This window comes from Aquabacter sediminis, assembly GCF_028863665.1.
In the GTDB taxonomy this organism is placed as follows: domain Bacteria; phylum Pseudomonadota; class Alphaproteobacteria; order Rhizobiales; family Xanthobacteraceae; genus L1I39.
On the sequence record NZ_JARBFX010000002.1, the window covers coordinates 439,896 to 453,489 of the forward strand.

9 protein-coding genes are annotated in these 13,594 nt (G+C 67.2%); 6 read left to right on the forward strand and 3 right to left on the reverse strand.

Going from position 1 to position 13,594, the window contains the following annotated elements:
• The first annotated feature begins 202 nt into the window (after window positions 1-202).
• The 6 genes from PV781_RS05005 (at window position 203) to PV781_RS05030 (ending at window position 7,333) form a co-directional block, all read left to right on the forward strand.
• Complete coding sequence (locus PV781_RS05005) at window positions 203-2,461, forward strand: TonB-dependent siderophore receptor (RefSeq protein WP_274774517.1); 2,259 nt, start codon at window positions 203-205, stop codon at window positions 2,459-2,461.
• 50 nt (window positions 2,462-2,511) lie between these two features.
• Window positions 2,512-3,339: an alpha/beta hydrolase gene (locus tag PV781_RS05010; protein ID WP_274774518.1), complete on the forward strand. Its 828-nt coding sequence runs from the start codon at window positions 2,512-2,514 to the stop codon at window positions 3,337-3,339.
• Entirely contained in the window at window positions 3,336-4,454 is a 1,119-nt protein-coding gene (locus tag PV781_RS05015; RefSeq protein ID WP_274774519.1) for an ABC transporter substrate-binding protein, read from the forward strand. Before PV781_RS05010 ends, PV781_RS05015 begins: the two co-directional genes overlap by 4 nt.
• Window positions 4,451-5,527, forward strand: a complete 1,077-nt coding sequence (locus tag PV781_RS05020; RefSeq protein ID WP_274774520.1) for a FecCD family ABC transporter permease — start codon at window positions 4,451-4,453, stop codon at window positions 5,525-5,527. The genes PV781_RS05015 and PV781_RS05020 overlap by 4 nt, the downstream gene beginning before the upstream one ends.
• On the forward strand, window positions 5,524-6,381 hold the full coding sequence (locus PV781_RS05025; protein WP_274774521.1) for an ABC transporter ATP-binding protein: 858 nt from the start codon (window positions 5,524-5,526) through the stop codon (window positions 6,379-6,381). Before PV781_RS05020 ends, PV781_RS05025 begins: the two co-directional genes overlap by 4 nt.
• 70 nt (window positions 6,382-6,451) lie before the next feature.
• On the forward strand, window positions 6,452-7,333 hold the full coding sequence (locus PV781_RS05030) for a siderophore-interacting protein (protein ID WP_274774522.1): 882 nt from the start codon (window positions 6,452-6,454) through the stop codon (window positions 7,331-7,333).
• Between the two features lie 106 nt (window positions 7,334-7,439).
• Here PV781_RS05030 and PV781_RS05035 read toward each other — a convergent pair whose 3' ends face one another.
• From PV781_RS05035 to recA, 3 genes are all read right to left on the reverse strand, one after another.
• A complete protein-coding gene (locus PV781_RS05035; RefSeq protein ID WP_274774523.1) occupies window positions 7,440-8,690 on the reverse strand; it encodes a cyclic nucleotide-gated ion channel in 1,251 nt (416 codons plus the stop codon).
• A 798-nt stretch (window positions 8,691-9,488) separates the two neighbouring features.
• The gene (alaS, locus tag PV781_RS05040; protein ID WP_274774524.1) at window positions 9,489-12,137 is read right to left on the reverse strand and encodes an alanine--tRNA ligase; all 2,649 of its coding nucleotides are present in this window, start codon (window positions 12,135-12,137) and stop codon (window positions 9,489-9,491) included.
• A gap of 356 nt (window positions 12,138-12,493) precedes the next feature.
• On the reverse strand, window positions 12,494-13,576 hold the full coding sequence (gene recA / locus PV781_RS05045) for a recombinase RecA (protein WP_274774525.1): 1,083 nt from the start codon (window positions 13,574-13,576) through the stop codon (window positions 12,494-12,496).
• Window positions 13,577-13,594 lie beyond the last annotated feature (18 nt).

Consider the following 13,594-nt stretch of genomic DNA (forward strand, 5'->3'; position numbering starts at 1 on the left):
CAAATAAGCCATTCGAGAGCTTGCAGACACATAGCGACACCGTATGATCGGTCCGTTCGGTGTGTCTGTTCTAATGAAATGGCGATTGCTCAAACATAATATACGATAGCGCAAACAGATTCATTCTGGTGGTGGCGCATGTGCCTCCCGTAAAAACGAGTCCAGTCCCCGCAGCCGGGGAAAACGGATTCGGATCCTTGCCATGACCCCTTTCATGCTCCCCCGCGACGGCTTCTGCGCGCGCATCGCCCTCGGGCCGAAAGCGCGCCGCGCTCTGCTCCTGGCTGGGACCATGTCAGTGGCCTCGCTCGCACCCTGGGGGGCGGCGCGGGCGCAGGACGCAACAGCGCAGGCCGGGGCGATCGCGCTCGACACCATCTCCGTCCAGGCAGAAGGACAATCGGTTCTCACCGAGGGCAAGGACACCTATACGGCAGCGGTGACCAGCACCGGCGTCGGCGCCCCTACCTTGTGGAAGGACATTCCCCAGTCCATCAGCACGGTGACCAGCCAGCGCATCGCAGACCAGAACTTCACCCAGCTGGAAGAAGCCATGCAGAGGACCACCGGCATGGTGATCCTGCAGAACGATGTGGGCCGTTCCTCCATCTTCTCGCGCGGCTATGAAATCGACCAGATGCTGGTGAACGGCCTCTCCGCCCCACTCTCCAGTATCTATGGCACGCAGCCCGACCTTGCCATTTTCGACCGGATCGACGTGCTGAAGGGTCCTGCGGGCCTCTTCTACGGCGGCACCGGCGCGGGCGGCAATTCCGGCCCCTCCGGCATCATCAACGGCATTTTGAAGCCCGCCACCTCCAACTATTTCATCAATGGCGAACTGACCGGCGGGTCGTGGGACCATGGCCGGGCGCAGGTGGATGCGGGCGGCAAGCTCAATGAAGCCGGCACGGTGCGCGGGCGGGTGGTGGCGGCCTATCAGGATGCCGACAGCTTTGTCGACTTCAACGAAAACAAGGTCTGGGTGGGCTACGGCACGCTGTCCTTCGACCTGACGGAGAACACCACCCTCTCGCTCTATGCCTGGCACCAGGAGCGGGACATCCTGCCCTTCAACGGCCTGCCGGCCATCAATGCGGGGGGCGGCGTTGGCCAATTGCTGAACGTGCCGCGCAACACCTTTGTCGGCGCATATTGGAACACGTTCCACAACGACACCACCGACTATGTGGCCGAGCTGAAGCACGACTTCGACAATGGCGGCGAGGCCAAGGCCTCGGTGCGCTATTCCGATCGATATGTGGATTATCGCTACGCCTATGGCGCCAGCGCGGTCTCCACCGCAGCGCGGACCTACGGCAATTTTTCAATGCAATATACGGCGGCGAAATACTGGGAGACGTCGCTCTCGGCCGACGCCCATGTGACCATGCCCTTCCAGGCGCTGGGCCAGACGCAGCAGATCACGGCGGGCCTCGCCTTCCAGAGCGTGGACACCAATCTCTTGGCGCCCACCTCCACCTCGCTTTCAGGCACCTACAACATCTATGCCTTCAACCCCTATGCGGTGCCCAACCCGACCACGCTCTATAATCGCCAGACGCTCACCGATCCGACCCAATACGGCCTCTATGGCCAGGCCAATCTGAAGCCGCTGGAGCAGGTCACGGTGCTGCTCGGAGGGCGCTTCGCCTGGTACGACAACACGTCCACCGTCACCACCGTCAACACCACGACGGGCGGCATCACCACCACCAACGCGCCCATCAATATCGACGGCGAGTTCGTGCCTTATGCCGGCCTCGTGGTGGAGCTGACCAAGAACATCTCGGCCTATGTGAGCTACACCGACACCTTCACGCCCCAGTTCGAGGTGGACGCCAATGGCGACGCCTTGGCCCCGCGCCAGGGCTTCCAGTATGAAGGTGGCCTCAAGGGCTCCTTCTTCGACGGCGCGCTCAATGCCTCCGCCGCTATGTTCCTGATCCGTGACAATAATCGCGCGCTCGCCACCTCCACCGCGAACGTCTATGTGGCCGCCGGCGAGACGCAGGTGTCCGGCTATGAACTGGAGGTCAGCGGCCGCCTCGCGCCGGGATGGGAGGTCTATGCCGGCTACACCTACACCGAGACCGAATATCTCACCGCCACCGCCGCCCAATTGGCCAGCGGCTTCAGCACCTATACGCCGCGCAACAATTTCAACCTCTGGACCAAGTATGAATTCCAGGACCCGAGGCTGAAGGGACTAAGCGTCGGCGCGGGCGTCAAGCATCTGTCGAGCTTCTACACCACGTCGGGCGGCGTCACGCTGACCGCGCCCGGCTACACCACCGTGGATGCGCAGATCGGCTACAAATTCAACGAGCATTTTCAGGCGACATTCACCGCCACCAACATTTTCGACGAGGTCTACTACACTCGCGTCGGCTCCACCTCGCTGTTCAACTTCTATGGCGAGCCCCGCGCCTATTGGCTGAAAGTGAGCGCGACCTATTGAGCCAGTGCCTCACCAGAGCCTCCTCCCGCGGGATAGCCCCTCACCCCGATGTGCGCGACCTGGCGCTCGGGGGAGCGGTGGAGCCGAGCCACCTGCCCCGTACGGTACGCTGGCGGCAGGAGCGGGGCGGCCGCGTGCTGCGCTTCGACCTGGCGTGGCCGGAGCGGTGGGCTACGGAGGGGCATCCCCTCCTCGTCATCACGGACGCCAATGCCATGTTCGCCACCTTGGTGGAGACGGCGCGGCTGCAATGCGTGCGGCCGGGCCCTCTCGATCTGCGCGAACCTGTCGTCCTGGGCATCGGCCATGACACGGACGCCCTGTTCGATCCCGCCGCCCGCGCCATCGACTATGCCCTGCCCGGCTCGATGCTGGTGCTGGACATGGTCGCGCAGACGATGGCCGCGCTCGCCGAGCGCCTTCCCCTTCTGGCCGAGCGGCGCACGCTGATCGGCCATTCGCTGGGCGGCCTGTTCGCGCTCACCGGCCTGTTCGAGCAACCGGCCTTGTTCTCGCGCTATGTCGCGGCCTCGCCGTCGCTCTGGTGGGCCCCCGCAGCGGTGGAGGACGGTGCGGCGCGCCTGCCCACCCGTCTTGCGGGGCTTCCCATGCGCCATCTCATGATCGCCGTGGGCGGTTTGGAGCGCGGCCTTGCCCGCGCGGAAGACAGACACCTTCTGACCGCCGAGCGGCGCGCCTTGCTGGCCGAGCGTCGGGTGGTGGAGGCGGGCGAAGCCCTGGTGCACCGCCTTGCCGCCGGCAGTCCGGACCGCCTTTCCACGCGCCTTCACATATTCGAGGGAGAAGGCCACGCCTCCGTCGTGCCGCAGGCGCTCTCGCGCGCGGTGCCGTTCGCCCTCGCGGAGACCCCGCAATGACCCGCCTGCCCCACCTTCTGCTGATCGCCGCGCTGGCATTCGTCGCGCTGTGGCCCGCTGCGACCGTGCGCGCCGCTCCCGTCACCCTTGTCGACATTGTCGGGCGCAAGGTGACGCTCCCCCAGCCTGCGCAGCGCATCGTGCTGGCGGAGGGCCGGCAGATCATCACCCTCGCCCTCATCAGCCCCGATCCGGTCAGTCTTGTCGCCGGCTGGTCGGCGGACCTGCGGCGGCGGGACCCGGCCACCTATGGACTGGTGCGGGCGAAATTCCCCAAGGCGGATGACATTCCCCTCGTTGGCGAGGGCTCGGACGAGAGCTTCTCAGTGGAAAAGACACTGGCGCTTTCCCCGGATCTGGTGGTCCTAAGCGGCCGGCTCGGCGCGGGGCGCCCCGCCGAGATGGTCCGTCAGTTCGAGGCGGCGGGCATCCCGGTCGTGTTCGTGGACTTCTTCGCCCACCCCTTCGAGAACACCTTGCCCAGCCTGAAGATCCTGGGACAGGCGCTGGGCCGGGAAGAGGCCGCGCAGGCCTATGCGGACTTCTACGCGGCGCGCATGAAGCGCATCGGGGATCGGCTCGCGCAGCCGGGCCTCGTGCGTCCTAAGGTGCTCATGGAGGCCCATGCGGGCGGATCGGGAGAATGCTGCAACTCTCCCGGCCGGGGCAGCATCGGCGACTTCATCGCCTTTGCCGGCGGCACCAACATCGCGACCGACATCATCACCGGCACCCATGGCCGGCTCAGCCTGGAGTATGTGCTGCGGCAGGATCCTTCGGTCTACGTGGCCACGGGCGGACCGCACCTGAAGGGCACGGGCGGCCTCGTGCTGGGCCCAGGCTTCACGCTGCAGGAGGCACAGTCCAGTCTTGCATCCATCCTCACCCGGCCCGGCATCGCCGAACTCCAGGCGGTGATGGCGGGGAATGTCCACGGCCTCTTCCACAATCTGGTGAACCTGCCGCTCAATGTCCTGGTGGCCGAGGCGCTGGCGAAGTGGATCCATCCGGACCTGTTCCCAGACCTCGACCCCAACGCCACCCTCGCCGAGATCAATGCCCGTTTCCTCGCCGTGCCGTTCACCGGCACCTATTGGGTCGACCTGAAGCCATGACCCCCGCCACCGATGCACCCGCCCTGTCGGCGCGGGCCGAGGTCGCGCTGACCGGCTACCAGCGCCTCATGCGGCGCCGGCTGCTGCTGATCGCCCTCCTGGCGTTCGCCGCGCTTGCCGCCTTCGCGCTGGACCTGGCTAGCGGCCCCTCGGGCCTTGGCCTTCAGGATGCCGCCCGCGCCCTCCTCCAGCCGGACACCACGCCCCGCGCCACCCTTGTCATCATCCGCGACCTGCGCCTGCCGCAGGCGCTGATGGCGGTCGTGGTGGGCATGGCGCTGGCGCTGGCGGGGGCGGAGATGCAAACCGTGCTCAACAACCCCCTGGCCAGCCCGCTCACGCTCGGGACGTCGTCAGCCGCCGTGTTCGGCGCGGCGTTGGCCATCGTCGCCGGCATCGGGGTGCCCGGCATTCCCGCCGCCTGGATCATCTCCGCCAATGCCTTCCTGTTCGCCTTCGGCTCGGTTCTGCTGATCCAGGCTCTGGCCCGGCTGCGGGGGGCGGGCAGCGAGAGCGTCGTCCTGTTCGGCATCGCGCTGTTCTTTTCCTTCAACGCGCTGGTGGGCCTGCTCCAGTTCATCGCCAGCGAGCAGGCGCTCCAGCAATTGGTGTTCTGGACGCTTGGAAGCCTCGGCCGCGCGCGCCTCGATACGGTCGGCCTCGTCGCCCTCGTCGTTGCGGCAACCGCGCCCTTCTCCCTGCGTGCGGCCTGGCGACTGACGGCCCTGCGCCTGGGAGCGGAGCGGGCGGAGAGCTTCGGCATTCCGGTGGCACGGCTGCGTCTGTGGTCGCTGGTGCGTATCAGCCTGCTGACCGCAGCCGCCGTCGCCTTCGTGGGCATTATCGGCTTCGTCGGCCTCGTGGCGCCGCACATGGCGCGCCTGATGGTTGGCGAGGACCATCGCCTCTTCCTGCCCGCCAGCGCCTTGACCGGCGCCCTCGTCCTCTCGCTGGCCGCCGCCGCCAGCAAGCTGGCGGTGCCGGGTGCAGTGCTGCCGGTCGGCATCGTCACCGCACTGGTGGGCGTGCCGGTCTTCCTGGCCCTCATCCTCGGCATCAGGGGGCGAGCATGAGCGGGCCATCCCTTCTCCTGTCGAACACCAGTGCCGGCTATGGCCGGCGGCCGGTCATCCGCGACCTTTCCCTGGCGCCCCTCGCAGCGGGCACCCTGACCGCGCTGGTGGGCCCCAATGCGGCAGGCAAGTCGACGTTGCTGAAGGCGCTGGCGGGCCTCCTGCCCCTGACCGGGTCGCTCACGCTCGGCCCCCTCGACCTGACCGCCCTGTCGCGGGAAGAACGGGCCGCCCATCTCGGCTTCATGCCCCAGGCCCTGCCACCGGGCGTCGCCCTGACCGTGATCGAGACGGTGATCGGCGCCTTGCGCGCCGCTCCGCTGCGAGCGCCCCTCGATGGAAAGGCCGCGCAGGCCCGCGCGGCCCGCATGCTGGACCGGCTCGGCATCACCGCGCTCGCTCTCGAGCCACTGGACCGGCTTTCGGGCGGGCAGCGCCAATTGGCGAGCCTCGCCCAGGCCGTGGTGCGCGAACCTCGCGTGCTGCTGCTGGACGAGCCCACGAGCGCCCTTGACCTGCGCCATCAGGCGGTGGTGATGGGCTTCCTGAAGCATTTGGCACAGGAAGGACGGGTGGTGGTGGCGGTGCTCCACGACCTGAGCCTCGCCGCCCGTTATGCGGACCAGATGGTGGTTCTCGACCAGGGCGTGCTCTCCGCCCAGGGCCGGCCGGCGGATGCCCTCACGCCCGATCTGCTGGCCCGCGTCTATGGGGTGAACGCACGCGTGGAAGCCTGTTCGCGGGGGAGCGTGCAAATCCTGGTGGACGGCCCCCTGCCAGATGAAACGGGCGCATGCGCAGATCAGCCTGCACCACAGGCTGATCGGACCGGGCTTTTTAAATCAGAGAGTTAGGGGGCGATGCACCGGTCAGATGGATTCACGCTGATCGGTTCATGCTCTGGGAACCCCATGGAGGATGGGCATGGAGGCCGCTGAAACGACGCGGGCGGAGGGACGGCGTTATCGGGGCATTCGCGTTCTGAGGGTGCTGCGCACCTTGCGCCTTACCCCGCGCATGCAGCGCCTGGTGCTGGGCGGCCCCGAGATCGAGGGCATCGGAGAGGGGCCGAACCTCAAGCTGCTGCTTCCGCCTACCCGCGCCCGCCCGCCCTGCTGGCCGCTGGAGGGCGCGGACGGCCGTCCGGTCTGGCCGGCAGATCCCGACCGGCCCATTGTGCGGACCTATTCGGTGCGCGCGCTTGACCGGGTACGGGGGGAACTGAGCGTGGACTTTGTGCTGCACGGAGCCGGCGGCGTCGCCTCCGCCTTCGCGGCCGAGGCGCAGCCGGGTGATCTCGTGGGCATTGGCGGCCCAGGCGGGCGCGGCCTTCCGCCTGCGGATTTCCACCTGTTCGCCGGCGACCATAGCGCGCTGCCCTCCATCGCCGCCCATCTCGAGCACTTGCCTCCCAGCGCCCGGGGCGCGGCCCTGATCGAGCTCCCCGGACCCGAGGAAGAGCAGGACCTGCCCCATCCGCCCGGCGTGTCCCTAACCTTTCTCCACAGGAACGGCGCCGCGCCGGGCACCACCCGCCTCTTGCAGGAGGCTGTCTTCGCCCTCCCCTGGCCGGCCGAGCCACGGGTAGCGGCCTGGATTGCCGCCGAATCGCAAGCCGCACGCGAGATCCGGGCGCATTTGAAGGGGACGCGCGCCATGAAGCCGCGCGACCTCGTGGCCGTGGGCTATTGGCGACGGGGCATGAGCGAGACCGCCTATGGCGCCGCCTATGACCATGACCGGGATGCCGATTACCACCGCGCCGCCCGCGAGGAGGAAGCGGCGCACCACCACGAAGAGGGGTGACGCCCTGCCAGGGGATGACACCCTCCCGCCTCCGGTCGGTGAAACGCCCTCTGGTGAAACGCCCTCGAACGTGAGGGATCCGGTTCTAGCGGCGGCCGCTGACGGCTTATGGCTGCGTGTCACCAGGTGGATCTCCCGGCGGATGAAAGGCGGTCCCGGCCCACTCTTCACTGACCTCCTCGGCGGCCAGGTCCCCCGGCGGCCGCATGGGGTGAGGTTGCGTGCGCGAGCGGGCCAGCTCGTCCATCCGCGCCCGCATGGCCGGCCTCCGGGACAGAAGGTCATCCAGGTCCCGCGCATCCAGGATGAGGAGCTGGGTGCGGCGCGTGGCGCGCACATTGGCGCTGCGGCGGCTCTGAGAGAGCAGCGCCATCTCGCCGAAAAAGTGCCCTTCCCCAAGGAAAAGCGGCTCTCCGGGCAAATCGATGCGCACTTCTCCGGACAGGATGAAGAACATGGACCGTGCCTCCTCTCCCCGGCGCGCGAGAAGCTCGCCCGGATAGGCGGTGTGGGAGGAGAGGAGTTTCAGAATCTCGCCTATGGCCGCCGCATCGAGTTCGCCAAAGAGCGGCACCCGCGCCACCATGCCCCATGTCACCACGAAGTCGCGGCGACGGATGACGGCGGCAAAAGACGAGGCCACGATGCCCACCGGCAGCGCCAGCAGGATCATGCCCGTGACCATGGTGAAGGCGGCGATCACCCGTCCGAGCAGCGTCGCGGGAACCGCGTCGCCATAGCCCACCGTGGTCACGCTCACCACCGCCCACCAGGCGGCGAGGGGAATGGAGCCGAACTGGTCTGGCTGAACGGCGCCCTCGACAAGGTACATGAGCGAGGCAGAGAACAGGACAACGACGCCAATGAGGCCAACACACGCCAGCAGCGCATGGCGTTCGGCGAAGACCGCCTCCCCGAGCGAGGCGAGGCCGGGTGAATAGCGCGCCAATTTCAGGAAGCGCACCAGCCGCAGCAAGGCGAGAGTCCGCAGGTCCGCATGGACGAACAAGGCCAAGCCGAAGGGCAGCACCGACAGAAGGTCGACAATGGCGAACGGGGTTGCCGCATAGCGCATGCGGGCTTCGCGGTGAGGCAGTCCGCGATAGCGCGGATTGAGGGGAGCCACCCAGAGCCGAAGGAGATATTCGGTGAGGAAGACCAGGAAGGAGAGGGTCTCGAAGATATGGAGCGGCAGGCGATAGGCCGCATCGAAGGACGGGACCGTCTCCATCACGGCTGCCGCCGAATTGGCGAGGATCAGCAGCACCAGGCCGGCATTCACCGCCCGCGCTACGGGATCGCGGGGGTCTTCACGGTCCAGGATTTCGTAGATGCGTCGCCGCGTGCTGACTGCCACCGGGTTCCCCCCACCGACCGCGCCCGTCGCCGCTTTCTCATCCGAACGCACGCCCTGCCGGCTCTCGCCTGTCCCATCCTTAAGATGGGATCGCGATCAGATCCAAAGCAATCTGTTGGCATCGGGCTGCCGCGCCTTCGGCAAAGGTGAAGCACACCCGACAGGTCAGGCCAAAGCGCGCGATCCTTTGTCTCCCCCGCCAGCCCCGCTCCAGCGCCTCAGGCCACCGCCCTGCCGAACGCAAGCGGCAGGAGGGAGTGGGAAAAGGGAGCCGATGAGAATTGAGCCCGCCCGGGTGACTGGGCAAAGGCCGGCGCCATTAGGGTCCGGGTCTTCATAACGATATGGCCAGGTCTCCAAATGACCTGAAAGGTCTCTCCCTCGGTGCAACGGACTCTGCTGAACGGGACCGGGCCTTAGACGCGCCCCCATCGGAAACGGGCGATGCTCGCACCCACGACACCGCGATGCGACCATGGGGACCGACACTTAGCCCTAGAGGCCGTGCACTCGACCGTCAGCGCCTTGAGGAGGGGCGGTCTCCCGCTCCAATGCGTGTAGCGGAGCGGCCAAAACAGCGCGGGAAGCCAGCACAAGCCCCCCTGTGCCTCACCACGATCGTGCGGGCAGGACGGGCCCATCCTGCCCCGCCAAGCTCAGGCTGCGCAGGCTACCGTCTGGGGGAGCCCCCCAGACTTCCGCCGCGAATAGACCTCCGCAACGCGACGACGGGACACCAGCCACCGTCAACCCCTCGCCATGAGGCTTGACGACCAGGGACCTCGCGCGACGAATGCGTCAGGACGCGAGGGCCGCCTCCACCGCCGCCAGCGCCTCGGGCGCCTTGGAGCCGTCCGGGCCGCCCGCCTGGGCCATGTCGGGACGGCCGCCGCCGCCCTTTCCGCCCAGCGCCTCGGCCCCAAGCCGCACCAGGCTGACCGCATCGAACCGGCTCGTCAGGTCGGCGGTCACGCCGACCACAATGCCGGCCTTGCCGTCATCGGTCACGCCCACGATGGCCACCACGCCGGAGCCGAGTTGCTTCTTGCCCTCGTCGACGAGGCTCTTCAGGTCCCTCAGCTCAATGCCCGAGACATGCTTTGCCAGGAGCTTGACGTCACCCACGAGGCGGGCCGCGTCTTCGCCGGCCGCGCCGCCGCCCATGGCCAGCTTCTTGCGCGCCTCGGCGAGGTCGCGCTCCAGCTTCCGCCGCTCCTCAACCAGGGTGGAAATGCGCGCTTCCACTTCCCCGACCGGAGCCTTGAGGATGGAGGCCGCTCCTTGCAGCGCCGCGTTGGCGGCATTGAGATGGTGGCGCGCGGCATGCGCGGTCAACGCCTCGATGCGCCGCACGCCGGCCGCGACCGCGCCCTCGGAGACCACGGAAACCAGCCCGATGTCCCCTGTCCGCGCCACATGGGTGCCGCCGCACAGCTCAACCGAATAGGGTGCGCCATTGCCGGCGTCGGTGCCCATGGACACCACGCGCACTTCATCGCCGTATTTTTCGCCAAACAGCGCACGGGCGCCGGAGGCGATCGCGTCGTCCACGCCCATGAGCCGCGTCTCCACCGGCTCGTTGCGCAGCACGTAGGTGTTGACGATTTCCTCCACCTCCGCGACCTCGTTGGGGGTCATGGGCTTGGGGTGGCTGAAGTCGAAGCGCATGCGATCGGGCGCGACCAACGATCCCTTCTGCGCCACATGGTCGCCCAGCACGCGCCGCAGCGCCTCGTGAAGCAGGTGGGTCGCGGAATGGTTGGCCCGCACCGCGGCGCGGCGGGCATGGTCCACTTCCAGGGTCAGCGCGGTGCCGCGGCCGAGCGTCCCCTCATTGACGCGAACCTCGTGAACGAACAGGTCGCCCAGCTTCTTCTGCGTGCCGATGACAGTGGCGCGCACGCCCTCGCCCACCATCACGCCGGTATCGCCCACCTGACCGCCGGATTCGCCATAGAACGGCGTCTGGTTGAGCACAACGAGCCCCTGCTCGCCGGCGGCAAGGGCCTCAACCTCGGCCCCCTCGCGCACCAGCGCCCGAACCACGCCTTCTGCGCTCTCGGTGTCATAGCCGAGGAATTCAGTCGCCCCTTCCCGCTCCCGCAGGCCGAACCAGACGGTGTCCGTCGCCGCTTCGCCGGAGCCGGCCCAGGCGGCGCGGGCATCGGCGCGCTGACGCTCCATCGCCGCGTTGAAGGCTTCGGTGTCCACATGGATGCCGCGACCACGCAGGGCATCCTCGGTCAGATCGAGGGGGAAGCCATAGGTGTCGTAGAGCTTGAAGGCGACGTCGCCCGGGAAGCGCGCTCCGGACACGAGGCCCGCGCTCTCCTCTTCCAGGATTGACAGACCGCGTTCCAGCGTCCGCCGGAAGCGCTTTTCCTCCAGCAGCAGGGTCTCGGCCGCCAGCGGCTCGGCGCGGGCGATCTCCGGATAGGCCCGGCCCATCTCGCGCACCAGGATCGGCACCAGGCGGTGCATGAGCGGATCGCGGGCGCCGAGGAGCTGGGCGTGGCGCATGGCGCGGCGCATGATTCGCCGCAGCACGTAGCCCCGGCCCTCATTGGAAGGCAGGACGCCGTCGGCGGTGAGGAAGACGGACGCCCGCAAATGATCAGCGATGACCCGGTGGCTCGCCTTCTGGGGTCCCTCGGGTGAAACGCCCGTCAGCTCGGCGACCTCGGCGATGATCGCCCGCATGAGGTCGGTCTCGTAATTGTCGTGCGTGCCCTGGAGCAGCGCGGAGATGCGCTCAAGGCCCATGCCGGTGTCGATGGACGGGCGCGGCAGCCGCACCCGCTCGCCGCCGGGCAGCTGCTCATATTGCATGAACACGAGATTCCAGATCTCGATGAAGCGATCGCCATCCGCGTCCGCCGAACCGGGAGGCCCGCCGGGGATGTGGGCCCCGTGGTCGAAGAAGATCTCGGAGCACGGCCCGCACGGCCCGGTGTCACCCATGGCCCAGAAATTGTCGGAGGTGGGGATGCGAATGATGCGATCGTCCGACAGTCCGGCAATCTTCTTCCACAGCGCATGGGCCTCGTCGTCCTCCGAATAGACGGTGACGATGAGCCGGTCCTTGGGCAGCTCGAACTCGCGGGTTACCAGACCCCAGGCGAGCTCGATGGCGCGGTCCTTGAAATAGTCGCCGAAGGAGAAATTCCCCAGCATCTCAAAGAAGGTGTGGTGCCGCGCGGTGTAGCCCACATTGTCCAGGTCGTTGTGCTTGCCGCCTGCGCGCACGCACTTCTGGGCCGTGACGGCACGGGAATAGGGCCGCTTCTCGACGCCGGTGAAGACGTTCTTGAACTGCACCATCCCCGCATTGGTGAACATCAACGTGGGATCGTTTCGCGGCACGAGCGGGGAGGAGGAGACCGCCTCGTGACCGTTCTTGACGAAGTAGTCGACGAAAGTCGACCGGATCTCGTTGACCCCGCTCATATCCCGGCCACCATACCCTTACGTTGCGTCCGCCGGCCGCGCAGCGCTGTCCGGCGCCCAAGGCCGGACCTTCCAGGAAGGCTGGCCGAATGGACCCGTTCGTTTAGCGGGCACCCGTGTCCTTGTCCAGAAAGGGCACCCGCACAAAGGCCATTCCTGGCAGCTGCGCGCACCCACGGATCGTTCGCCTCAAGGGTCACACGCCCCAGGCATCACATCTCCCGAACTCAGAGCGCAAGCGCACGCGAAAGTGCCCGCATCCTCAAGGGAGGTCAGCGCCTTAGCCGGTGCGGAACATATTCCGCACCGGCAGATCGCTGCCAAGGGCAATCACGTTCAGAGAGGCGGGAGACCGATCATTCCGGGCTGGCCGCGTCGCCATCTTCCTCCGGCGAGCCGGTGAGAATCTGCTCGGCAATCAGCCCCGCATTCTGGCGGATGGCGGCCTCGATGCGGCCGGCAATTTCCGGATTCTGCCGCAGGAAGGTCTTGGCATTCTCCCGGCCCTGACCGAGGCGCTGGCTGTCATGGGAGAACCAGGCGCCCGATTTTTCCACCACGCCGGCGCGCACGCCCAGATCGAGCAACTCGCCGAGCTTGGACACACCCTCCCCGTACATGATGTCGAATTCGACCTGCTTGAAAGGCGGGGCCAGCTTGTTCTTGACCACCTTCACGCGCGTCTGGTTGCCCACGACCTCGTCCCGCTCCTTGATCATGCCGATGCGGCGGATGTCGAGGCGGATGGAGGCGTAGAACTTCAGCGCATTGCCACCCGTGGTGGTCTCGGGCGAGCCATACATGACGCCGATCTTCATCCGGATCTGGTTGATGAAGATGACCATCGTATTGGACTTGGAAATGGAGCCGGTGAGCTTGCGCAGCGCCTGGCTCATGAGGCGCGCCTGCATGCCGGGCTGATTCTCGCCCATCTCGCCATCGAGCTCGGCCCGTGGCGTGAGGGCGGCCACCGAATCCACCACCAGCACGTCAATGGCGCCTGAGCGCACCAGGGTGTCGGCGATCTCCAGAGCCTGCTCGCCAGCGTCCGGCTGGGAGATCAGCAATTCATCAAGATTGACGCCGAGCTTGCGGGCATAGATGGGGTCGAGCGCATGCTCGGCATCGATGAAGGCGCATACACCGCCCTTCTTCTGCGCCTCCGCCACCACATGCAGGGCCAGCGTGGTCTTGCCGGAGGATTCCGGCCCGAAGATCTCCACGATGCGTCCCTTGGGCAGGCCGCCGATGCCAAGCGCAATGTCGAGGCCGAGCGAGCCGGAGGGGATGCTTTCCACCTCCATCACCTTGCCGCTCTTGCCGAGCCGCATGATCGAGCCCTTGCCGAAATGCCGCTCGATTTGCGACAGCGCGGCGTCGAGTGCCTTCGTTTTATCCATGGAAGAACCTTCGACGAGTCTGAGTGTCGACTGAGTCATCGCTGTGCTCCGCGCCGG

Coding starts and splice junctions, on each gene's coding strand:
- PV781_RS05030 (WP_274774522.1), top strand. CDS start 6,452: ATGGAGGCCGCTGAAACGACGCGGGCGGAGGGACGGCGTTATCGGGGC.
- PV781_RS05025 (WP_274774521.1), top strand. CDS start 5,524: ATGAGCGGGCCATCCCTTCTCCTGTCGAACACCAGTGCCGGCTATGGC.
- PV781_RS05020 (WP_274774520.1), top strand. CDS start 4,451: ATGACCCCCGCCACCGATGCACCCGCCCTGTCGGCGCGGGCCGAGGTC.
- PV781_RS05005 (WP_274774517.1), top strand. CDS start 203: ATGACCCCTTTCATGCTCCCCCGCGACGGCTTCTGCGCGCGCATCGCC.
- PV781_RS05015 (WP_274774519.1), top strand. CDS start 3,336: ATGACCCGCCTGCCCCACCTTCTGCTGATCGCCGCGCTGGCATTCGTC.
- alaS (WP_274774524.1), bottom strand. CDS start 12,137: ATGAGCGGGGTCAACGAGATCCGGTCGACTTTCGTCGACTACTTCGTC.
- recA (WP_274774525.1), bottom strand. CDS start 13,576: ATGACTCAGTCGACACTCAGACTCGTCGAAGGTTCTTCCATGGATAAA.